At 68.6% G+C, this 21770-nt stretch carries 18 protein-coding genes; 8 read left to right on the top strand and 10 right to left on the bottom strand.

All coding sequences use genetic code 11. The features are described 5' to 3' along the window. Positions 1 to 9: 9 nt before the first annotated feature. On the bottom strand, positions 10 to 1527 hold the full coding sequence (locus DACI_RS10080; protein WP_043783304.1) for an MFS transporter: 1518 nt from the start codon (positions 1525 to 1527) through the stop codon (positions 10 to 12). Positions 1528 to 1765: 238 nt separating this feature from the next. Between DACI_RS10080 and DACI_RS10075 the strand changes: the two genes are divergently transcribed. After that, on the top strand, positions 1766 to 2647 hold the full coding sequence (locus DACI_RS10075) for a LysR substrate-binding domain-containing protein (RefSeq protein ID WP_043781107.1): 882 nt from the start codon (positions 1766 to 1768) through the stop codon (positions 2645 to 2647). A gap of 814 nt (positions 2648 to 3461) precedes the next feature. On the opposite strand, the gene DACI_RS10070 is transcribed toward DACI_RS10075, so the two are convergent. Together DACI_RS10070 and DACI_RS10065 are read right to left on the bottom strand one after the other, a co-directional pair. Beyond that, complete coding sequence (locus DACI_RS10070; protein WP_012203940.1) at positions 3462 to 5996, bottom strand: ABC transporter permease; 2535 nt, start codon at positions 5994 to 5996, stop codon at positions 3462 to 3464. An 84-nt stretch (positions 5997 to 6080) separates the two neighbouring features. Next, on the bottom strand, positions 6081 to 7301 hold the full coding sequence (locus DACI_RS10065; RefSeq protein ID WP_043781105.1) for a porin: 1221 nt from the start codon (positions 7299 to 7301) through the stop codon (positions 6081 to 6083). Positions 7302 to 7547: 246 nt separating this feature from the next. On the opposite strand from DACI_RS10065, the gene DACI_RS10060 reads away from it, so the two are divergent. The 3 genes from DACI_RS10060 to DACI_RS10050 are packed head-to-tail and all read left to right on the top strand — an operon-like array spanning position 7548 to position 10499. Further along, on the top strand, positions 7548 to 8516 hold the full coding sequence (locus DACI_RS10060; RefSeq protein ID WP_012203938.1) for a Bug family tripartite tricarboxylate transporter substrate binding protein: 969 nt from the start codon (positions 7548 to 7550) through the stop codon (positions 8514 to 8516). A 20-nt stretch (positions 8517 to 8536) separates the two neighbouring features. Further along, positions 8537 to 9382, top strand: coding sequence for a TauD/TfdA dioxygenase family protein (locus DACI_RS10055; RefSeq protein ID WP_012203937.1), 846 nt, complete (start codon positions 8537 to 8539; stop codon positions 9380 to 9382). Positions 9383 to 9440: 58 nt separating this feature from the next. Beyond that, positions 9441 to 10499, top strand: coding sequence for a BKACE family enzyme (locus DACI_RS10050; protein WP_012203936.1), 1059 nt, complete (start codon positions 9441 to 9443; stop codon positions 10497 to 10499). 4 nt (positions 10500 to 10503) lie between these two features. On the opposite strand, the gene DACI_RS10045 is transcribed toward DACI_RS10050, so the two are convergent. The 5 genes from DACI_RS10045 to DACI_RS10025 are packed head-to-tail and all read right to left on the bottom strand — an operon-like array spanning position 10504 to position 15529. Continuing rightward, positions 10504 to 11586 (bottom strand): AraC family transcriptional regulator, encoded by a 1083-nt coding sequence (locus DACI_RS10045; protein WP_012203935.1) that lies wholly within the window; start codon positions 11584 to 11586, stop codon positions 10504 to 10506. A 12-nt stretch (positions 11587 to 11598) separates the two neighbouring features. After that, positions 11599 to 12570, bottom strand: a complete 972-nt coding sequence (locus tag DACI_RS10040; protein WP_012203934.1) for a quinone oxidoreductase family protein — start codon at positions 12568 to 12570, stop codon at positions 11599 to 11601. Between the two features lie 39 nt (positions 12571 to 12609). Beyond that, positions 12610 to 13578 carry a Bug family tripartite tricarboxylate transporter substrate binding protein gene (locus tag DACI_RS10035; RefSeq protein WP_012203933.1) on the bottom strand — a complete coding sequence of 323 codons (969 nt, stop codon included), beginning with the start codon at positions 13576 to 13578 and terminating at the stop codon, positions 12610 to 12612. 14 nt (positions 13579 to 13592) lie between these two features. Further along, complete coding sequence (locus DACI_RS10030; RefSeq protein WP_012203932.1) at positions 13593 to 14651, bottom strand: BKACE family enzyme; 1059 nt, start codon at positions 14649 to 14651, stop codon at positions 13593 to 13595. Between the two features lie 29 nt (positions 14652 to 14680). Beyond that, on the bottom strand, positions 14681 to 15529 hold the full coding sequence (locus tag DACI_RS10025; protein ID WP_012203931.1) for a TauD/TfdA dioxygenase family protein: 849 nt from the start codon (positions 15527 to 15529) through the stop codon (positions 14681 to 14683). A gap of 162 nt (positions 15530 to 15691) precedes the next feature. Here DACI_RS10025 and DACI_RS10020 point away from each other — a divergent pair, with 162 nt between their 5' ends. The 3 genes from DACI_RS10020 (at position 15692) to nirD (ending at position 19857) form a co-directional block, all read left to right on the top strand. Continuing rightward, positions 15692 to 16699, top strand: coding sequence for an AraC family transcriptional regulator (locus DACI_RS10020; RefSeq protein ID WP_012203930.1), 1008 nt, complete (start codon positions 15692 to 15694; stop codon positions 16697 to 16699). 251 nt (positions 16700 to 16950) lie between these two features. Beyond that, a complete protein-coding gene (gene nirB / locus DACI_RS10015; RefSeq protein WP_012203929.1) occupies positions 16951 to 19467 on the top strand; it encodes a nitrite reductase large subunit NirB in 2517 nt (838 codons plus the stop codon). Between the two features lie 48 nt (positions 19468 to 19515). Beyond that, positions 19516 to 19857: a nitrite reductase small subunit NirD gene (nirD, locus tag DACI_RS10010; RefSeq protein ID WP_012203928.1), complete on the top strand. Its 342-nt coding sequence runs from the start codon at positions 19516 to 19518 to the stop codon at positions 19855 to 19857. 41 nt (positions 19858 to 19898) lie between these two features. On the opposite strand, the gene DACI_RS10005 is transcribed toward nirD, so the two are convergent. Both DACI_RS10005 and DACI_RS10000 read right to left on the bottom strand, forming a co-directional pair. Then, positions 19899 to 20636 (bottom strand): hypothetical protein, encoded by a 738-nt coding sequence (locus tag DACI_RS10005; protein ID WP_225971068.1) that lies wholly within the window; start codon positions 20634 to 20636, stop codon positions 19899 to 19901. A 314-nt stretch (positions 20637 to 20950) separates the two neighbouring features. Beyond that, entirely contained in the window at positions 20951 to 21286 is a 336-nt protein-coding gene (locus tag DACI_RS10000; protein WP_225971067.1) for a hypothetical protein, read from the bottom strand. On the opposite strand from DACI_RS10000, the gene DACI_RS09995 reads away from it, so the two are divergent. Continuing rightward, positions 21222 to 21749: a low molecular weight protein-tyrosine-phosphatase gene (locus DACI_RS09995; protein ID WP_012203926.1), complete on the top strand. Its 528-nt coding sequence runs from the start codon at positions 21222 to 21224 to the stop codon at positions 21747 to 21749. The two genes, DACI_RS10000 and DACI_RS09995, sit on opposite strands and share 65 nt — an antisense overlap. The last annotated feature ends 21 nt before the right edge of the window (positions 21750 to 21770 follow it).

Here is a 21770-nt window from a genome sequence, read left to right as displayed (position 1 = left end):
CCGCGATTGTCAGGCATGTGCCATGTCCGTGCCCGTACCGGTATCCGTGGGGGCCCCGGCACGCAGGAACCCGTACACCGCCAGCGCCGTGAGCACCGTGATGCCCGCCAGCACATCCAGCAAGATGCCAAAGGCCTGGCCATAGGCCGCCAGCACGGCGGGTGCAGACAGGCCGGGCAGCAGGGCCATGGCCTCGGCGATGTTCCCCGTCACCAGCAACTGCGCCGCGCGGCCGGTGGCATGCAAGGACTGCACCGCGTTCACCGCCTGCACCGCCTGGGGCGCCTGAGGTGCCAGGGCCGACAGACGCCATGCCAGCAATGCGGCCAGCCCCGCGCCCACCAGCGCCAGCGCCATGCCCTCGCCCGCCACGCGCACCGTGCTGAAAATTCCCGTGGCCATGCCGGCGCGCTCGCTGGGCACCACGCTCACGGCCAGGCCATCCATCAAACCCCAGGGCAGCCCGATGCCCAGGCCGATCAGCAGCAGCGGAGGCGCCATCTGCGCAAAGGCCGTGCCCGGCGCGCACCCGCCCAGCCACAGCAGGCCCGCCGCGCACACCAGCAACCCCGCCAGGCACAGCAGCGCGGCCGAAACCCAGCGCGTGAGCCAGCCCGCCAGCAACGGCACGAACAGCATGGGCAGGGACAGCACAAACATCAGCTGCCCCGCCTGCAGCGGCGCCATGCCCTCCACGCCGATGAAGCGCACCGGCAGCAGCACCAGCAGCACCACGAAGGCATAGGCCGGCGCACCCGCCAGCAACTGCACGCCCACGAAACGCGGATAGCGAAACAGCGACAGGTCCAGCATGGGCTGCCCCGGGCGCTGCTGCACGCGCCGCTCCACGGCCACAAAGGCCGCCAGCGCCAGCGCGGCACCGGCCAGCGGCAGCAGCGCCGCCCCGCTGGACCAGCCCGCCTCCGGCCCCTGCAGCACGCCCCAGGTCAGCAGCGCCAGGGCTGCGGTGAACAGCAGCGCACCGGCCCGGTCCAGCCGCTGCGCCTTCGGGTTGCGCGACTGCGGCATGCAGCGCAGCCCCAGCACCAGCGCGGCCAGCGCCACGGCGGCCACGCAAAGCACCACGCCGCGCCAGCCCGCCACGCCCAGCAACCAGCCAGACAGCAACGGCCCGAAGGCCAGGCCCACGCCGAACGACGTGCCCACGCCACTGAAGGCACGCATGCGCGCCGTCCCGTCGAACACCTGGGCCAGCGCCGCCGTGCCGCCCGCCAGCGCGGCGGCCGCGCCCAGGCCCTGCAGCGCACGCAGCAGGTTGAACACGACAATGGCCCCCTGCCCGCCCAGGCAGGCCTGGGCCAGCGCACTGGCCAGCACCACGCCCAGCCCCATCAGGAAAACGCGCCGCCGCCCGTGCAGATCGGCCAGCGCGCCGGCCGCCATCAGCGTGGCGCCAAAGCTCAGCATGAAGGCATTCGTCACCCAGTTGAGCGCCAGCGGCCCGCCGCCCAGCGCCTCGCGCAGCGCAGACAGGGCCACGGCCGGCCCGGTAAAGCTCAGCGGCATCGCCAGCGCCGCAAGGCAGACCGACAACAGCACCCAGACCGGGGATGCATGCGGTCGCGCTGTACCGTGGAGCGCATCCGGTGCGCGAGAAGAAGTCAGGCAGGAGGACATGGTTGGCAAGGCTTTCGCAATTTCCCGGCCGCACATGGCCAGGCATGCATGAACGATAAAAGCGCTGCAATGCCGTGAAAATAGGCGCCAGACTCCCCACACTCCCAACCCCAGGTTGGCAATCGACATGGACAGCTTCAGCGGACTCGAATCCTTTGTGCGTGCAGCCGACCTGCTGAGCTTTGCCGAGGCCGGGCGCGCCCTGGGCATCTCGGCCTCGGCCGTTGGCAAGAACGTGGCGCGGCTGGAACAGCAACTGGGCCTGCGCCTGTTCCAGCGCACCACGCGCCAGGTACGCCTCACGCAGGAAGGCGCGCTGTTCCACGAGCGCTGCCGCCGCATCCTGGACGAACTGCACGATGCGCGCGCCACCATGCAGGCCGCCGCCGAGGCGCCGCGCGGACGGCTGCGCGTGAGCCTGCCCACCATCGGCTACCGCTTCCTGCTGCCCGTGCTGCCCGAGTTCCAGGTCCTGTACCCGGAGGTTGACCTGGACCTGGACTTCAACGACCACCTGGTGGACGTGGTCGAGGCCGGCCTGGACGTGGTCATCCGCAGCGGCGAACTGGCCGACTCACGCCTGGTCGCGCGCCGGCTGGGGCCGTTCCGCTTCATCCTGGCCGGCTCGCCCGACTACCTGGCGGCACGGGGCATACCGCAATCCCCCGCCGAACTGGCACAGCACAGCTGCCTGCGCTACCGCTTCCTGAGCAGCGGCAAGCTGGAGGAATGGGTGCTGCCCGGCATGCCGCCCCACCTGCCCGCCGCCCTGGTCTGCAACAACATGGAAGCCATGCTGGGCGCGGCCGTGGCGGGCATGGGGCTGGCCTATATGCCGGACTTCCTGGCGCGGGATGCACTGGGGCGTGGCGAGCTGCAGCGGGTGCTGGCGGAGGACCTGACGCACACGGGGCAGTTTTCTGCGCTGTGGGCGTCGAGTCGGCAGTTGTCGCCTAAGGTGAGGGCGTTTGTGGATTTTGTGGGGGGGAGGTTGTTCAAGGAGTCTTGAACGGGGCCGTCCCCTGCTGTTGCTCGTTCTTGTCCCTGCTGTTGCTCGTTTCTGCCCCTGCCGGGTGGTTGTTTTTCGAGGCCGGGTCTCGGCCCGGCGGCCGACCTACTTTCCTTTGTTTCGCCAAAGGAAAGTAGGCAAAGCAAAGGCGACCCGAATGTCCGCGACCCTCCGCTTCGCTGCGGGCAACCTGCGTCGTGGCGGTTGCGGGGTTCGCTGCGGAACTCGCTGCGTTCACTTCGTGAACTCCGCTCAGACAACCGCAGCGAGTCAGTTGACGAAGCAGCCCTGTCCTTCGGCAGGACTGCAACCCCGCAACCACCACGCCGCAGGCGCTGACACACGGGGAGTTTTGACGGGCCGTCGCTTCGCTCGGCGCCGGTTTCACGCCGAGCGGAGCGATGGCGCCGGCTGTTGGCTGTTGGCTGTTGGCTGTTGGCTGTTGGCTGTTGGCTGTTGGCTGTTGGCTGTTGGCTGTTGGCTATCCCTCAGCCTCCCCCCTTCTGCCCACGCCTGCGTTGGGCGGGATGCGGGGTGGCAAGCCTGCCGAAGGACAGGCTTGCTTCGTCATCTGACTTGCCGCAGTTGTTTGAGCGGCGCGCGAAGCGCAAAGCGAGTTCTGCGGCACACCCCGCATCCCGCCCAACGCAGGTCGCCCGCAGCGAAGCGAAGGGTCGTGGGCAGTTTGGGGCGCGCTTCTTTGCCTACTTTCTTATCGCGCGATAAGAAAGTAGGTCGGCCGCCGGGCCGAAACCCGGCCTCGAAAAACAACCACCCGGCAGGGTCAAAAAACAGGCCCGGACCTGGCCCCAAACTACTCAGCCACCTGCCTCAACGTATCCATCACAGGCCTCCTCAACACCTCCCGCAACGCCCACCACCCCGCCATCCAGGCCAGCAAGGCCCCGGCAACAGCCCCCGCCAGCGGAGCCCACCAAGGCACGGTCCAGTTGAACTCGAACACCCAGCGCGCCAGGGCCCAGCCCACGGCCCCCGCCGCGCAGCTGGCCAGGAAGCCCGCCAGCAGGCCCACACCGGCCAGCTCGGCGCGCTGCACCTGCGCCAGCAGCCGGGCCTGGGCACCGACGGCGCGCATGATGGCGTACTCGCGCGCACGCTCCTCGCGCGTGGCGGTGACGGCGGCGAAGAGCACGACCAGGCCGGCGGCCAGGGTGAAGCCGAAGAGGAATTCCACCGCGCGTATCACCTGGTCCAGCACGCGCTGCACCTGGGCCAGCGTGGTGCTCAGGTCCACGTTGGTGATGTTGGGAAACTCGCGCACCAGGGCGTTGTCGAAGCCCGCCACGTCCGGCGCGCGGTAGGCGGCCAGGTAGCTGACGGCCACGTCGTCCAGGTGGTCCACAGAATAGATGACGAAGAAGTTGGCACGCATCGATCCCCAGTCCACCTTGCGCAGGCTGGTGATGCGCGCCTCGCTGGGCACGCCGCCCACGTCGAAGCCCAGCGTGTCGCCGAGCTTGAGGCCCAGGGTCTCGGCAATGCCGTCCTCCACGCTGATCTCGCCCTTGGCGCCAGGCGTCCAGGTGCCCGCCGTGATCAGGTTGTGTGCGGGCGCCTGCGCCGTGGTGGAGAGGTTGAACTCCCGGTCCACCAGGCGCTTGGCGCGGTCTTCGCTGAAGTCGTCGGGGCTGACCGGCTTGCCGTTGACGGTGACCAGACGCCCCCGGATCATGGGGAACCAGTCATAGGAGGTGACGCCAGCCTTGTCCAGCGCCGCGCGGAAACCGTCGGCCTGCTCGGGCTGCACGTTGATGACGAAGCGGTTGGGCGCATTGGCCGGCGTGGCCTGGCGCCAGCTGCCGATGAGGTCGGTGCGCAGCAGCACCAGCAGCATGAGCGCCAGCAGCCCCACGGCCAGGCTGCTGATCTGCACCACGGCATAGGCGGGGCGCGCGGCGATCTGGCGCGTGGCCAGCACCAGCCAGCGCGGCGCCGTGCTCTCGTGCACCAGGCGGCGCAGCACCTGCACGGCCAGCCAGCCCAGGGCCGCGAACAGCAGCACGGCCACGGCAAAGCCGCCCACGGCGATCAGGCCCAGCTTGATGTCGCGGCTGGCCGCCAGCAGCAAGGCCGCAAAGCCTGCCACGCCCACAGCCAGCACCACCACCGAGGCAGGCTTGAGCGCGCCCAGGTCGCGGCGCATGACGCGCAGCGGCGGCACGCGCGCCAGCTGCAGCACGGGCGGCAGGCCAAAGGCCAGCAGCAGGGTCAGCCCCATGCCCACGCCGAAGGCCGCAGGCCACAGGCCCGGTGCGGGCAAGGCGGTTTCCACCAGCCCGGCCAGCAGCAGCACGAACACATGGTGGATGGCCCAGCCCAGCAGCACGCCAGCGGCGCTGGAGGCCAGGCCGACCAGCACGAACTCCACCGTATAGGCCCCTGCAATGCGCCGCTGGCTCTGGCCGAGCACGCGCAGCATGGCCGAGGCGTCGAGGTGGCTGTTGGCAAAGCCGCGCGCAGCCAGGGCCACGGCCACGGCCGACAGCAGCGCCGCCAGCAGGGCGACCAGGCTCAGGAATTTCTCGGCGCGGTCCAGCGTCTGGCGCATCTCGGGGCGGCCGCTGTCCAGCGACTCCACGCGCACGCCATGCACGCCGGGCGCCTTGGCCTGCTGCTCGGCCCAGATGCGGTAGCGCTGCACGGCCGACTCGGAGCCATCACCCGCGCCGGCCACGGCCAGGCGGTAGGTGATGCGGCTGGCCGGCTGCACCAGGCCCGTGGCGGCAAGGTCGGCGGAGGTGATCATCACGCGCGGCGCAAAGTTCATGAAGCCCGCGCCCCGGTCAGGCTCGATGGAGATGATGCGCGCCACGCGCAGTTGGGCGTCGCCCAGCAGCAGCATGTCCCCCACGCCTATGCCCAGCGACTCCAGCAGCGGCGCATCGACCCAGGCCTCGCCTCGCGCCGGTATCTCGCGCGTGGCCCGGTCGGCCGCGCCGGGGGCATCGGCCACGCGCAGGCTGCCGCGCAGCGGATAACCTTCGGGCACGCTCTTGAGCGCCACCAGGCGGCTCATGCCGCCTTGCGCGTCGCTGGCGCGCGCCATGGTCGGGAAGCTGGATGTCTCCAGGGCCTGCAGCCCTTCGGCGCGTGCGCGCTCGGCAAAGGCCGGCGCCGTGGGGTTGTCGCCGACCACGACCACGTCGCCGCCCAGCAGCTGGCGCGCATCGCGCTGCAGCCCCGCCTGCAGCCGGTCGGCAAAAAAGCCCACCGAACTGAGCGCGGCCACGGCCAGCATCACGGCGACGATCAACAGGCGCAACTCGCCCGCGCGCAGGTCGCGCCACAGGGTGCGCCAACCCAGGGTCCATGCAGAAGATCCATTCATGCCGCGCAGATTAGCGCAGGCGAAGATGGGCACCCGGGCGCCACGGCTATTGGCACGGCCGCTCAGGACTATTGGCGCGGCCGTTCAGAACATCAGCCGCAGGCCCAGGTCCAGCCCGAGCGCACCGGCCGGCTGCATGCCGCCCGTGGTCAGGTAGCCGGGCTGGGGCAGGATGGCCGGGTTGCTGACCACCAGCGGCGTCACGCCCATCACGCCCGGGTTGTTGCGCCCGTTGCCCACGCTGATGCGCGACACCGTGGCGTACAGCGCCGTGCGTTTGGACAGCGGGTGCACATAGCCCAGAGCGAGCTTGTTCACCGAGGAATCGCCGTCGGCCAGGCCCTGGCCATTCCTGAACTGCACACGTGCATAGGAGGCGCGCAGCGCCCCCTGGCCCACGGGGATGTTCACGCCGGCCAGCACGCCCAGGTAGCGGTCGTTGATCGCGGCCAGCGTGCCGGCGTCGCGCCGCTCGTTGCGCACGCCGGACCATTCGCCAAAAAGCTTGACCGGGCCGAAGTCATAGGAGCCGCCCAGGTTCAGCGAACGGATCTTTTCCGCGCCGGCGCCCGAGGTGCCCAGGGTGTTCTCGCCATAGCCCAGCGCCACATCGGCCGCCCCCATGGCCCAGCCGATGCGGGCACCCGCGTAGCGCCCCCGCTTCGAGCTGTTCTCGGGGAAGGCGTACATGGCCTGCCCGTAGACGCCGCCCAGGCCCGGCGGCAGGAAATAGCCGATGGAGTTGCCTGCGCGCAGATAGGTGTCCGTGCCCGCCGACAGCCCGCCACCCAGCAGGCCGCCCGTGGCCAGCGCACGGGCGATGGCCAGGTTGCTGTTGACCACGGCGATCAGGTTGGTGCCCACGCCGTTGACGGTGAAGGGGTCGAAGGCCCAGTCGTTCAGAAACGAAGGCGTGTGGTCGCGCCCCATGCGCAGCTCGCCCAGGCGCCCGGACAGGCTGATGGTGGCGCGCCGCCCGAAGTTGAGCGCGCCGCCGCCCGTGTCATTGGCCACCGGCGCCTCCAGCCACAGGCCGGCCATGAGGCCGCCGCCCAGGTCCTCGCTGGCGCGTATGCCGATGCGGCTGGCCAGGTTGCCCGAAGGCGATAGCGCCCAGGTGCTTTGCCGCGCCGAGCGCGCGGGGCCCGCGTCCCAGGAATCGCTGCGCACGCTGTAGCGGCTGATGCCGGCGTCCATCACGCCGAACAGCGTGACCGAGGTGGGCGCCTGGGCGGCGGCCGCGCCTGCCAGACACAGCAGGCCCAGCGCGTGCAGGCCGCAGGGATGGGGGTGAAGTCGGGGCATGGGGGTCTCCTGTTCGTCGTGGGGCTGGCGCGGTCCTGCGCCACGAATCGACTCTAGGAACGCCATCGCGCCGCTTCTTGGCAGTTCATGCCAACGGCTTTGCAATTCACGACATGCGCGGGTTGCCCTGGTCAGGGTTGCCATGGATTTGTCCCAACAAGGCAAATGCCTGTCCCCCAATGGCAAGTCCCGGGACAGCGGGCTTTCGATACTGGATGCCAGAACACGGAACAAGGAGACACGGACATGAGACTGCCCCACGCCATCGCCACGCTGCTCGCGGGCTGCGCCATCACCATCGCCATCGCCGGCACGGCCTGGAGCCGCCAGCCGCTCAGGCTCATCGTTCCCGCACCGCCGGGCGGCACCATGGACATCGTGGCGCGCGTCGTGGGCCAGCAGCTCGCGTCTGAAACAGGCCAGGCCGTGGTGATAGACAACCGCCCGGGCGCAGGCGGCCTGCTGGGCATGCAGACCCTGCTGCAGGCGCCCGCCGATGGGCAGACGCTGCTGGTGGGCGCAAGCAATCTGCTGGCAGAGATCCCCCATGTGATCAAGATGCCCTTCGATCCGCTCAAGGACCTGGTGCCCCTGGCCTCGCTGGCCCGCTCGGGCGTGGTGCTGGTGGCCGCGGCCAGCCAGCCCGCCCAGGACTTGCAGGAGCTGCTCGCGCAGCTCAAGGCACGCAAAGGCCAGACCAGCTTTGCCAGCTACAGCCCCGGCACCGTGTCGCACTACGCCGGCCTGATCCTCAGCGACAGGGCGGGCCTGGACCTGCAGCACGTGGGCTACGCGGGCTCGCCGCCGGCCGTGCAGGCCCTGCTGGGCGGTCAGGTGGACGTCATGTTCGACGGCATGCTGACCTCGGTGCCCCTGATCAGGGCCGGCAAGCTGCGTGCCTACGCGTTCTCCGGCCCCCGGCGTTCGCGCCACCTGCCCCAGGTGCCGACCACCGCCGAACTCGGCTACCCCGAGCTGCAGTTTCGCGGCTGGGTGGGCCTGATCGCGCCGGCCCGCCTGCCGACCGAAACCATGGAACGCCTGCGCGCCGCCATCGGGAAAGCCGCCAGCGCGCCGGCCGTGCAGCAAAAGCTCTCCGACGTGGGGCTGGAGCCCGAGGTGCTCACCGACACCGCCGCGCTGCAGCGCGAGACACGCCAGATGTCCGAGCGCAACGCCGGCATCGTGAAGAAATACCAGATCACCGCGAACTGACTTCCAGGGAAACACCGACCATGCAGATCCGACAGATCACCCCCGCCATCGGCGCCGAAATCTCCGGCGTCCATCTCGGCGATGCCGCACGCGACGCCGCACTGTTCGCGGACATCCGCGCCGCGCTGCTGACCCATCGCGTGCTGTTCTTCCGGGACCAGGACATCACGCGCGCCGAACATGTGGCCTTTGCCAGCCGCTTCGGCCCACTGGAGGACCATCCCGTGGCAGGCAGCGATCCCGAGCACCCTGGCCTGGTGCGCATCTACCGCAGCGACGATCCGCACAGCTACGAAAACACCTGGCACTGCGATGGCCTGTGGCGCCCCAACCCGGCCATGGGCGCGGTGCTGCGCTGCATAGAGTGCCCGCCGATCGGCGGCGACACCATCTGGGTCAACATGGTCAAGGCCTACGAGGAGCTGCCCGAGAGCATCAAGCGCAGCATCGGCGGCCTGCGCGCCAAGGCCGGCATAGAGCACACCTTCGGCGCCGTGATGGCGCCCGAGGCGCGCGCGCGGCTGGCCAGCGAGCACCCGCCCGTGGAGCATCCCGTGGTGCGCACCCACCCCGAGACCGGCGAGAAGCTGCTGTTCGTGGGCGCGGGCTTCAGCACCCACTTCGTCAACTACAGCACGCCCGAGAACGTGCGCCACGGCATAGACAAGGCGCCCGGCGCCGCGCTGCTGATGAACTACCTGATCAGCCGCGCCACGATTCCCGAATACCAGGTGCGCTGGTCCTGGAAGCCCGGCGACGTGGCCGTCTGGGACAACCGCAGCACCCAGCACTACGCGCTCAACGACTACTACCCGGCGCCCCGCCGCATGGAGCGCGCGGGCATCGTCGGCGACATCCCGCGCTGAGGCCCTGCACAGACTCTTTCCACACCCACCCCTCCCCCCCCATCCACCGGAGCGTCCCATGAATTTTCTCGATGGCCACCTTTTCCCCGAAAACCAGCAGCCCCTGATCATCACGGCGGCCCCCTATGCGCCTGGCTGGCTGCCCGGCGATTTCCCCGAAGACATTCCCGTGACCATGGACGAGCAGATCCAGAAGGCCGTGGACTGCTACAACGCCGGCGCCACCGTGCTGCACCTGCATGTGCGCGAGCTGGACGGCAAAGGCAGCAAGCGCCTGTCCAAGTTCAACGAGCTGATCGCCGGCGTGCGTGCGCGCGTGCCCGAGATGATCATCCAGGTGGGCGGATCGATCAGCTTTGCTCCCGAGACGGACGGCGCGGCCGCCAAGTGGCTGTCCGACGACACGCGCCACATGCTGGCCGAGCTGGAGCCCGTGCCCGACCAGGTCACGGTGACCGTCAATACCTCGCAGATGAACGTGACGGAGCAGGCCGAGGACGCGGACTTCAGGGGCACCTCGCGCGAGAAGCCCGCCATCTTCGACGCCTACAAGGAGATGACCGTGCCCGCCCAGCCCGGCTGGGCCGAGGAGCACATCCGGCGCCTGTCGGCCGCCGGCATCCAGAGCGCCTTCCAGTGCTACAACATCAACAGCTTCGAGTCCGTGGAGAGGCTCATGCGCCGCGGCATCTACAAGGGCCCGCTGGTGATGAACTGGGTGGCGATCGGCGGCGGCATGGACGCACCCAGCATCTACAGCCTGGCCCACTTCGTACGCGCCGTGCCCGACGGCGCCGTGCTCACCGTGGAAAGCAATGTGCGCAACGTGCTGCCCGTGAACATGATGGGCATCGCCATGGGCCTGCACGTGCGCTGCGGCACCGAGGACTGCCTGTGGAACCAGTCGCGCAGCGCCAAGGCCAGCACGGTCTCCCAGATCGAGCAACTGGTGCGCATCGCGCGCGAGTTCGGCCGCCCCATCGCCACGGCGCAACAGGCGCGCGCCATCAGCAAGATTGGCGTGTTCTACGACACCGCCGAAGAGACATTGGCGGCCAACGGCTTCGCGCCCAACCGCAACGGCGGCAACCAGGGATTTCTGCGCAAGACCGCCTGACGCACTAGGCCTCGCCAACCCGTCCCTGCCCGCGCCTGCGCCAGTCCGAGACGCTGGCGCCGAAAGCGGCCCGGAACCAGTGGCAAAAGCCGCTGGGCGCGGCAAACCCCAGCAGGCCCGCCACCTCGCCCAGGGGCTGGCCACCGTCTTGCAGATGGCGCAGCACCAGTTCCCTGCGGATGGTGTCGAGCAGCGCCGAGAAAGTCTGCCCCTCCGCAAGCAGGCGGCGGTGCAGCGTGCGGCGGTCCATTCCCAACTGGCGTGCCACCTGCTGGGCCGTACAGCGGCCGCCCGGCAGCAGTGCAATGATCAGCTCCCTGCAGGCCGCCTGCATGCCTTCGCCCCGGCTGCGCAGCGCCTGCTCCAGATGGCTTCGCGCAAAGCGCGCAACGCCCGAGCCCTGCGCCTGGCCGCATTCGCGCAGCAGTTGCAGATCCGCCAGGCGGCAGACCATGCCGTTGAAAGGCTGGTCAAACAAAGGGGTCACGCCGAAGAAGGCACGGTGGGCCGATGCATCGGCCGGTGCGCGGTGTACGAAGCTGACCTGCTGCGGGCGCCACTGGGCGCCGATCAGCTCGCGCAGCACGCGAAACATCACGCCCACCGCCAGCTCCATGGACTGGCGCATGGCCATGCCCGCGATGGGCACCAGGTCCTGGCGCACCAGCACCCCGGAGCCCGCGTCCTCGATGCGTACGAACATGCCCGCACTCAGCAGCTTGAGGTAGCGGCACAGCGTGTCCAGCGCCTGGCGCGGCGTGGGCTCTTGCTGCAGCACAAGGCTGATGGGGCCCAGGTGGGACAGGCTGCGCCGCGCCGCCAGGCGCAGCGCGAAATCCTGCGTTCCCGTGGTGCGCGCGGCCACCTCCAGCAGCTCGCGCACGGCATGGATGGGAATCAGCGTCTCCGGGTCGTCGAGCAGGCGCGCCGACAATCCCGCCGCGCGCACAAGGACGGCGGGATCATGGCCCAGGCTTTTCACCAGGTCGGCATAGCCATGCAGGCTGGCACTGCGGATAAGGCCGCAGGTGACGGGCCTGCGGCCTGCGGCCACGGTACCGATGGCATGGAGCGCAGGGGTCTGCATGGCAGGTCCATTTCAGGGAATCAGCACCGTCGCGCCCGTGGTGCGGCGCGACTCCAGCGCCCGGTGCGCCTGGGCCGCATCAGCCAGCGCAAAGCTTTGCTGGGGCTCGCTGGCGATGCGCCCGGCCAGCACATGGTCGAACAGCTCGCGCGCCATCTCCAGCATGTGGGCGCGCGGCTGGATGTAGTGCACCATCGCGGGCCGCGTCATCCAGATCGAACCCTTGGCGGCCAGCAACTGGGAGTCCACCACCACCGAGCCCGACGAGGTGCCGTTGCTGACCAGCCGGCCGCGCGGCTGCAGGCAGTCCAGCGAATCCATGAGCGTGTCCTTGCCCACCGAGTCATAGACCACGGGCACGCCCTTGCCGCCCGTGATCTCCATCACGCGAGCGACGGTGTTCTCGCGCGAGGTCACGATGACGTGGGCGCAGCCGTTGGCGCGCGCGGCGGCGGCCTTCTCGTCGGTGCTCACCGTGCCGATCATGGTCACGCCCAGGGCCCGCGCCCATTGGCAGGCGATCAGCCCCACGCCGCCGGCCGCCGCGTGGTAGAGGATGGTTTCGCCACCTTGCAGCGGATGGACCTGGCGGAACAGGTACTGCGCCGTCATGCCCTTCATCATCAGCGTGGCCGCCGTGCGGTCGCTGATGCCGTCGGGCAGCGGGATCAGCACCTCGGCCGGCATCACGCGCACATCGCTGTAGGCGCCCTGCGGGCCCATGAGGTAGCCCACGCGGTCGCCGGGCCGCACTTCGGTCACGCCCTCCCCCACGGCCTCGACAACGCCCACGGCGTCCGAGCCCAGGCCGTTGGGCAGGGCCAGCGGATAGCGGCCCGTGCGGAAATAGATGTCGATGAAGTTGACGGCGATGAAGCTGTGGCGCACGCGCGCCTGGCCGGGTCCCGGCGCGCCGGCCTCGGCATGCTCCAGCCTGAGCACCTCGGGGCCGCCGGTGGTATGAAAGCGTATGGCCTTTGCCATGAATTCTCCTTGTGTAGCGCCTGCGTGAGGCGCCCTGCATCAGTTGAGCCGGATGTCGAAGTTCCGGACGATCTCGGCATTGCGGTCGAACTCGGTGCGCAGGTCGGTGGACATCTGCTCCAGCGAGCGATCGCCTTCTACGGGCTCGAAGCCCGTGCCCGCATAGCGTTCGCGCACGGCCTTGCGGGCGTTGACCCGGGCCAGCGCGCCGTGGATCTTCTCCAGCAGCGGGCGCGGCGTCTGCGCCGAGGCGAACACGCCGCTCCAGTTGCTGAAATCCACCTCGGGATAGCCCAGCTCGGCCAGCGTGGGCACCTGCGGGTAGTCGGGCAGCCGGCTCTTGTAGGCCACGGCCAGCAGCCTGACCTTGCCGCCCGCGATCAGCGGCTTGGAGGTGACCGATCCGTCGAACATGAGCGGGATCTGGTTGCCCATGACCTGGGCCAGCGCGGGTGCCGAGCCCGGGAAGGCCACATGCTCCATGTCCAGGTGGGCCCTTCTGTTGAGGATGGCGCCTGCGTACTGCGAGGCCGTGCCCTGGCTGTACGAGGCGAACGACAGCGTGCCCGGGTGGGCCTTCACGTAGGCGATGGCCTCGGCCCCGTCGCGCGCTGGAAACTGCGGCGAGGCGATGAACAGCATCACCGAGCGCGCCATCTGCGCCACGGGCCGCACGTCCTTCAGGGGGTCGAACCCGACCTTGAGCACATGGGGCACCTCGGTGAGGATGTTGGTCACCGTCACCAGCAGCGTGCTGCCGTCGGCCGGCTGGGACAGCATGTGCTTGACGGCGATGGCGCCACCGGCACCGGGCCGGTTCTCGACGATGACGGGCTGGCGTATCTCCTGCGCCAGCTGGTCGCTGATGATGCGCGCGAACACATCGATGGTGCCGCCGGGCGGCGCCGGCACGATGAGCCGGACCGGCTTGTCGCCGAAGGCGTGGGCGCCACCGGCCAGCAGCGAGGCGGCCAGGGCGATGGCCGTCCAGGGGGGCATGCGTTGCATCATGGGCTCCCGGTTCAGGCGGCCTTGCGCAGAAATCCCTGCTGGGCGCCATTGCGGTTGGGTGCGAAGCCATTGGCCGCCAGCGTCTCGTCCACGGTGCCGTAGAACTGGCCGATCCGGCAGATCTCCCGCGCCTGTTGCGCCGTGGCAATGGGGCGGCCGAACTCGCCTGCGATGCGCACCAGCTGCTCGATCTGCGCCACCGTGCCCATCTTGGCCGTGCGGCGCTGGTTCCAGAGGTTGTCCTCGGTGCCGCAGCGCACATGCAGGCCCATGGCGATGCCCATCATGTTCACGGGCAGCACGTTGAGCACCGAGCTTTCCACGGTGAGCACGGCACCATCGGGCACGGCACGCACGAAGTTGGCCAGGCTGTAGATGCTGGGCGCGTCCATGCCGCCGCCAATCGCCACCCAGTTCATCACCAGCGGGCCCTTGTAGATGCCGCGGCGCATGAGCCGCTCCACGGACTCGAAGCTGTTGATGTTGTAGCACTGGAAGGCGCTCTGGATGCCGGCGGCGGACAGGCGCCGGATGTGCTCCTCGGCCCAGCCGGGCTGGGCGGGCACGGTCATCTCCCGGTAGGCATTGAAGACGGCCGGGTCCTCCATGGAGGTGCCGCGTATGTCGCGCGCATCGAACTGCTCCAGGAAATTCATCTGCGAGGTATTGATGGTCACCGTGACCTGGTCGGGCACGGGCTCCAGCTCGGCCAGCATGTGGCGCGTGTCGTCGGACAGCCACTTGGCGGCCGCGCCGTCCGTCTCGGGAGCAAAGCTGATCGATCCGCCCACCTGGATGATCATCTCGGGCACGCGCGCGCGCACGCCGGCGATCAGCTCGTTGAACTTCGACAAACGCTTGCTGCCTTTGCCGTCCAGCTCGCGCACATGCAGGTGCAGCACGGTGGCGCCGGCGTTGTAGCAGTCCACGGCCTTCTGGATCTGCTCGTCCATGGTCACGGCGATCTCGCCGGGAAAGTCCGAGGGCAGCCACGAGGGCGCATAGGGAGCGGCCGTGATGATCAGGGGCTGCTGGTTTTCGGGGAACAGGTGGCCGTCGAGAAAGTTCATGGCATGTCTCCTTGTGTCGTGATCGTGGTTCAGAAGGTCGGCGTGCCGACGATGCCCGCGCGCTCCATCTTCCGGTGGCTGGGCGGGTAGTCCATGGCCGCGTAGTGCTGGGTGGCGCGGTTGTCCCAGATCGCCACGCTGCCCGCCCGCCAGCGCCAGCGCACCTGGTACTCGGGGATGGCAGCCTGGCCGATCAGGTACTGCAGCAGGCCGGAGGCACCCTGCGTGAAGTCCTGGCCCACGCGCACATTGGCGGGCGTATGGAAATTGGTGAAATGCGTGGTGAAGCCGTTCACGAACAGCACCTTCTCGCCGGTCTCGGGATGGGTGCGGACCACGGGATGCTCGGCATCGGGGTACTGGGCCTTGAGCGCCAGCCGCCTTTCGATGGGCATGGCCGCACCGAACGTGCATTCGATGCTGTGGCGCGCGCGCAGCGGCGCGATCAGCGCCTTGACGGCGTCCGGCAGGCGTTCGTAGGCCAGCGCCATGTTGGCCCACAGGGTGTCACCCCCCACGGGCGGGCATTCCACGCAGTGCAGCACGCAGCCCATGGGCGGCGCCTCGCGCCAGGTGGCGTCGCAGTGCCAGGAATTCTCGTAGCGGTCGTTGGGCTGCTCGGGCGTCCTGTAGATGCGCACCAGGCCCGGATGCTCGGGATCGCTGCCGGCCACAGGATGGTCCTCCAGCTCGCCGAAGCGCCGCGCAAAGGCCACGTGCTCGGCGCGCGTCAGGCCCTGGTCGCGCAGGAACAGCACCTTGTGGCGCAGCAGCGCCGCCCGGATCTCCGAGAAAAGCGCGTCGTCGCGCACCGCGTCGGCCAGCCGCACGCCGAGCAATTCGGCGCCGATGGCGCATGTCATGGGCTCTATGCGCATGCCTGTCTCCTGTCATTGTTGTGAAGGCCCGTGGCGGCACGGTCCGCCCGGCGTGGGGCCGGTCTCTGCAATGTAGGAAAACCCGGTTCCGCGGACTATGCAAGCCATGCCATCCTCTTTGCATTTCGTGCCACCGGGCCACGGACTGACAGGAGGGCAAGCATGGTCACCATGGTGCGCGCGGCGGCCTTGACCCATTTTTCGGACGTCATGCGCGAACTGGGCGGCGACCCCGACAAGGCACTGCGCCAGGCCGGCCTGCGGCCCGCGCTGCTGCGCGAGCAGGACCAGCTGATCGACGTGGCCATCGTCGCGCGCCTGCTGGAAGACGCGGCCCAGTCCACGGGCTGCGAGTCCCTGGGCCTGCGCATGGCCCGGCACCGCCAGCTGTCGAGCTTCGGCGCCGTGAGCCTGCTGCTGCTGCACCAGCCCACGCTGCGCCATGCGCTGGACACGCTGGTCGCGCACATGCACCTGGTCAACGAATCGCTGCTGATCCACCTGGAGGATGCAGGGGACATCGTCATCCTGCGCGAGGACTTCGTCCTGCACGGCGCCATGCGCCAGTCCGTGGAACTGGCCATGGGCGTGCTGTGGCGCATGTGCGAGGCATTGCTGCGCGAGCGCTGGCGGCCGCAGGGCGTCAGCTTCAGCCACGCGCCACCGGCCGACCTGTCCGAACACCGCCGCATGTTCCGCTGCCGCATCACGTTCGGCGCCGAGTTCAACGGCATCGCCTGCCGCGCCGCCGACCTGGACGAGCCCAACCCGCTGGCCGACCCCGCGCTGGCGCGCTATGCGCTGCGGCTGGTGGAGGCCATGCCGGCCCACCGTGCCGCCTCCGTGGGCCACCAGGCGCGCCGGGTCATCTACCTGCTGCTGCCCTCGGGCAACGCCACCTGCGCAGGCGTGGCCCAGGGCATGGGGCGCAGCCTGCGCACGCTGCAGCGCGAACTGGACCGCGAAGGCCTGAGCTTCAGCGAGCTGCTGACCGAAGTGCGCCACGAACTGGCCCTGCGCTACCTGGACCATCCCCACTACAGCGTGGGCCAGATCGCGTCCATGCTCGGCTATGCCAGCCACAGCGCCTTCACGCGCTGGTTCGCTGCGCAATTCGGTTGCGCGCCCGAGGCCTGGCGCAGCCGCGCGCAGGGACTGCCTCGCGCCTGACGCACCCAGCGTTCCTGGCGCACTTGGCGCACTTGGCGCACTTGATCGCACTTGACGCACCACCACGGCGCACCCCGCCCCTGCACGGTGCGGCGGGCGCATTGCGGTGCACGCTGTCTGCGCACCAGACAGCGTGCACCACGGGCAGGCACCGCGCAGCGGTGCTGGCACGGCACTTGCATTGGCTGCCCTGACCCGCTGGCCCTGGCCTGCGGCCCGCAAAACACTGGATGCGCAACGCAGGACGCCAGATGAACATCGTTGTGATCGGCCACGGCATGGTGGGCCACAAATTTCTCGAGCAGCTGCATGCCCTGGGCGTGGCAGACGCGAACGTCACCGTGCTGTGCGAGGAGCCGCGCGCCGCCTACGACCGTGTTCACCTGTCGGAATTCTTCTCCGGCAAAAGCGCCGAGGACCTGAGCCTGGTGGCGCCCGGCTTCTTCGAGGCCAGCGGCTTCACGCTGCGCCTGGCGGCCAGGGCGGCAGCCGTGGAGCGGCGCGAGCGCACCGTGACCACGGCCGATGGCGAAATCATCCCCTACGACAGGCTGGTGCTGGCCACAGGCTCGGCGCCCTTCGTGCCGCCCGTGCCGGGGCGCGACCGGCCGCACTGCTTTGTCTACCGCACCATCGAGGATCTGGAGGCCATGCAGGCATCGGCCGCGCGCTCCAGGACCGGCGTGGTGGTGGGCGGCGGCCTGCTGGGCCTGGAATGCGCCAAGGCCCTGCGCGACCTGGGCCTGGAGACCCATGTGGTCGAGTTCGCCCCGCGCCTGATGGCCGTGCAGGTGGACGACGGCGGCGGCCGCGTGCTGCGCAGCAAGATCGAGGACCTGGGCGTGCAGGTGCACACGGGCCGCAATACGCTGGAGATCACCGACGGCGCCACGGCACGCCACCGCATGGTGTTTGCCGACGGCACGCACCTGGAGACCGACATGATCGTCTTCTCCGCCGGCATCCGCCCGCGCGACGAGATCGCCCGCCAATGCGCCCTGGCCATAGGCCCGCGCGGCGGCGTGGCCGTGGACGACCATTGCCGCACCAGCGACCGCAGCGTCTACGCCATTGGCGAATGCGCCTCCTGGCGCGAGCAGACCTTCGGCCTGGTGGCACCCGGCTACGACATGGCGCGCGTGGCGGCCCGCCACATTGCGGGCGAGGCCGAGGCCGCCTTCGGCGGGGCCGATCTCAGCACCAAGCTCAAGCTCATGGGCGTGGATGTGGCCAGCATCGGCGACGCCCAGGGCAAGACGCCGCGCAGCCGCAACTACCAGTTCATCGACGAGCGCAAGCAGGTCTACAAGAAGATCGTGGTCAGCGAGGACGGCCGCCAGCTGCTGGGCGCCGTGCTGGTGGGCAATGCCGATGAGTACGGCACGCTGCTGCAGATGACGCTGGGCGGCATCGCCCTGCCCGAGGAGCCCGAGTTCCTCATCCTGCCCTCCAGCGACGGCAAGGCCAAGCCCGGCCTGGGCGTGGACGCCCTGCCCGACACGGCGCAGATCTGCTCGTGCAACAACGTCACCAAGGCGCAGATCTGCGTGGCCGTGGGCGAAGGCGCCTGCACCATGGCCGAGCTCAAGTCCTGCACCCAGGCCGGCGCCACCTGCGGCGGCTGCGTGCCGCTGGCCACCCAGGTCATGAAGGCCGAGATGGCCCGGCGCGGCATGGCCGTCAACAACCATGTCTGCGAGCATTTCCCGCACTCGCGCCAGGAGCTGTACCACCTGGTGCGCGTGGGCGGCATCAAGACCTTCGACGAACTGCTGCACCGCCATGGCAAAGGCCTGGGCTGCGATGTCTGCAAGCCGCTGGCCGCCAGCATCCTGGCTTCGTGCTGGAACGAGTTCGTGCTGCAGCCGCAGCTGGCCAGCCTGCAGGACAGCAACGACTACTACCTGGGCAATATCCAGAAGGACGGCAGCTACTCCGTGGTGCCGCGCATGCCCGGCGGCGAAGTCACGCCGGACGGCCTGATCGCCGTCGGCCAGGTGGCCAAGAAATACGGCCTGTACACCAAGCTCACGGGCGGCGCCCGCGTGGACCTGTTCGGCGCGCGCGTGGAGCAGCTGCCGCTGATCTGGGAGGAGCTGATTGCCGCCGGCTTCGAGTCCGGCCATGCCTACGGCAAGTCGCTGCGCACCGTCAAAAGCTGCGTGGGCTCCACCTGGTGCCGCTACGGCGTGGACGACAGCGTGGGCCTGGCCGTGCAGTTGGAAAACCGCTACAAGGGCCTGCGCGCGCCGCACAAGATCAAGTTCGGCGTCTCGGGCTGCACGCGCGAATGCGCCGAGGCCCAGGGCAAGGACGTGGGCGTGATCGCCACCGACAAGGGCTGGAACCTCTACGTCTGCGGCAACGGCGGCATGAAGCCGCGCCATGCCGAGCTGATCGCCTCCGACCTGTCCAAGGACAGGCTGCTGCAGCTCATCGACCGCTTCCTGATGTTCTACGTGCGCACGGCCGACCGGCTGCAGCGCACCAGCACCTGGCGCGAAAACCTGGAAGGCGGCCTGGACTACCTCAAGGACGTGGTGGTCAACGACAGCCTGGGCCTGGGCGCCGAACTCGAGGCCCAGATGCAGCATGTGGTGGACACCTACCAGTGCGAGTGGAAGACCGCCGTCACCACGCCCGAAGTGCGCCAGCGCTTTCGCAGCTTCATCAACAGCGACCAGCCCGACGAGCACATCGTCTTCGTGCAGGAGCGCGGCCAGATCCGCCCGGCGCGCAGCGAAGAGCGCAGCGAGGCCCTGGTCTGATCCAGGCCTGATCCAGGCCCGCACCCACACCACCGACAAGGCACCGCCATGACACACCCCGCCCAAGAACAGTGGATGCCCGTCTGCGCCACCCGTGACATCGTCCCCGACACGGGGGTCTGCGCCCTGGTCGAAGGCCGGCATGTGGCGGTCTTTCGCCTTGGCGAAGACCGCTTCTACGCCATAGACAACGTGGACCCGCGCTGCGGCGCCAGCGTGCTCGCGCGCGGCCTGGTCGGCAGCCTGGGCGAGCGCGTCGTCGTCGCCTCGCCCATCTACAAGCACCACTTCGACCTGGCCACCGGCGAATGCCTGGAGGCGCCCGAGCACTCCGTGCGCGTGCATGCGGTGCGCAATGAGAATGGGCAGTTGATGGTGGCGCTGCACTGAGATTCGTGCGGAGCACAGCCGCGCAGGAAGGTCCTGCGTGCCTAGCTTCCCACACCATCCCTGCGCCGTTGCCACGCTGCAAGACCGGCCACGCCGCCCATCAGCGCCAGCAGCGCAGGCCACCCCAGCAGCGGCACGGCCACCGGGCCGGGCTGCGGGGGAATGTAGGGTTGCATGCTCCAACTGCCTTGGGCAGGCGAAAAAGTGAATCCTGTACCACCAGCAAGCACCTGGCTGCACACATTGCCATTCAACAAGACGCATGTGGTGTCCGAATGGTCACCAGCGATGTCCCCCGAGCCTGAGGCGATATTGAAAGCGTCCACCGGCTGGCCTGGGACATGGGGCGCAGCAGGTGAAACCATCGCCAGGTTCCAGGCAGTGATATTGCCGCTGCCATCGGTAGAAACCTTGAAGCGCGGCGGATCACCGATCGAAATACCAGCCAGGATCTGCGCATTGGCCTGCGTATAGGTATTCACGCCGTCGCTGAACGACCAGCTGCTGATCGGATAGGACGTTCCCGGGCCGATGACGATGTCCGTCTGGCTGGCCGGCAGGGTCGCAGGCAGGACCATCGAGCCGCTGAGGCTCATGGCTGTGGTGTAAGGGGCATGGGCATCGTTGTAGTTGACGCCGACATAGGTGTACTGGGTATCCGCCAATGCGAGGCCAAGGCCCGAGAAGGAAAGGCACACGCTGGCGGCAAGAGCTTTTATTTTCATCAACTTTTCCTTCAGATATTTAATAAAAACAATAAAACAGCCTGAATAAAGCAATTATCCAAATCTATTAACTCAAGCACAGACGCCAAAAATATATTCTGAAAATCCCAGAGATAACAATTGATTTGCTCAATAAAAAAATGCCGTCAATTAATGACTGGCACGCGTTGATGCCTTGAGCGTTCAATACACTTTTACGTGCCTGGAAAAGTCGGGGCACATGCTTGATGCCTCTTTTGCGCGGTGATCGAAGAATCCGCACTGACGTGCAAGATGGCGCTGCATTGAGTTCAGCCACGTCCCATGCCGGCGGCGCGGCACCATGAAATCCGCCCGACAGGGCGCCTGCCCGTGCCCGACCTGCGGGCTCAGGCGTACAAGGACAGCAACGCCAGGCACACGATGACCACGATGGCCGCCGTGATGAGCATCACCCTGAAGCCGCCGTCGCTGCTGCGCAGCAACCGCAACTCCAGCAGGGCCGCGCCCACCCGGGCCATCCAGAAACAAAGCAGTTCCACCATGGGCGCAGCATAAGCGGCCCGGCAGTTCAGGGGCGGGGCGTGGAAAATGCCGGCGAGCGCCTTGGCATCGCAGGCCATCGAGATGTCGTGAAGCCCGTTACCCACAGGGAGGTTTATGGAACAGATTCGGGAACAGTCAGCTGGCAGCAGGCCAGCCACAAAGAGGAAAAGAATCCTCATGGTCTGCACAGGGAACATCTGCCGCAGCCCCACGGCCCATGGCGTGCTCGAGAAAATGGTGGCCGACGCGGGCCTGGCTGACCGCATCGAAGTGGACTCCGCAGGCACGCACGACTACCACGTGGGCGAGGCACCCGACCGCCGCTCCCAGGCCCATGCCGCGCGGCGCGGCTATGACCTTTCGCAGCAGCGCGCGCGGCAACTGCGGGCCGAAGACTTCACGGCATTCGACCAGGTGCTGGTGATGGATGGCGCCAACGAATCTGCAGCGCGCAGGATTTGCCCCGAGTCCGAATGGCACCGCGTACAGCGGCTGACGGACTTCTGCACCGAGCACTCCGCGCGCGAAGTGCCCGACCCCTACTACGGCGGCGACCGGGGTTTCGAGGACGTGCTGGACCTGGTGGAAGACGCCTGCGCGGGGCTGCTGGCCACGCTGGGCATGGCGCCGCGCAAGGGTTGACAAGCCACGGCACCGCTTGCG

Source organism: Delftia acidovorans SPH-1 (assembly GCF_000018665.1).
Taxonomy (GTDB): domain Bacteria; phylum Pseudomonadota; class Gammaproteobacteria; order Burkholderiales; family Burkholderiaceae_C; genus Comamonas; species Comamonas acidovorans.
Note: the sequence above shows the minus strand (reverse complement) of the source record. Positions and strands in the feature narration are given on the sequence as shown.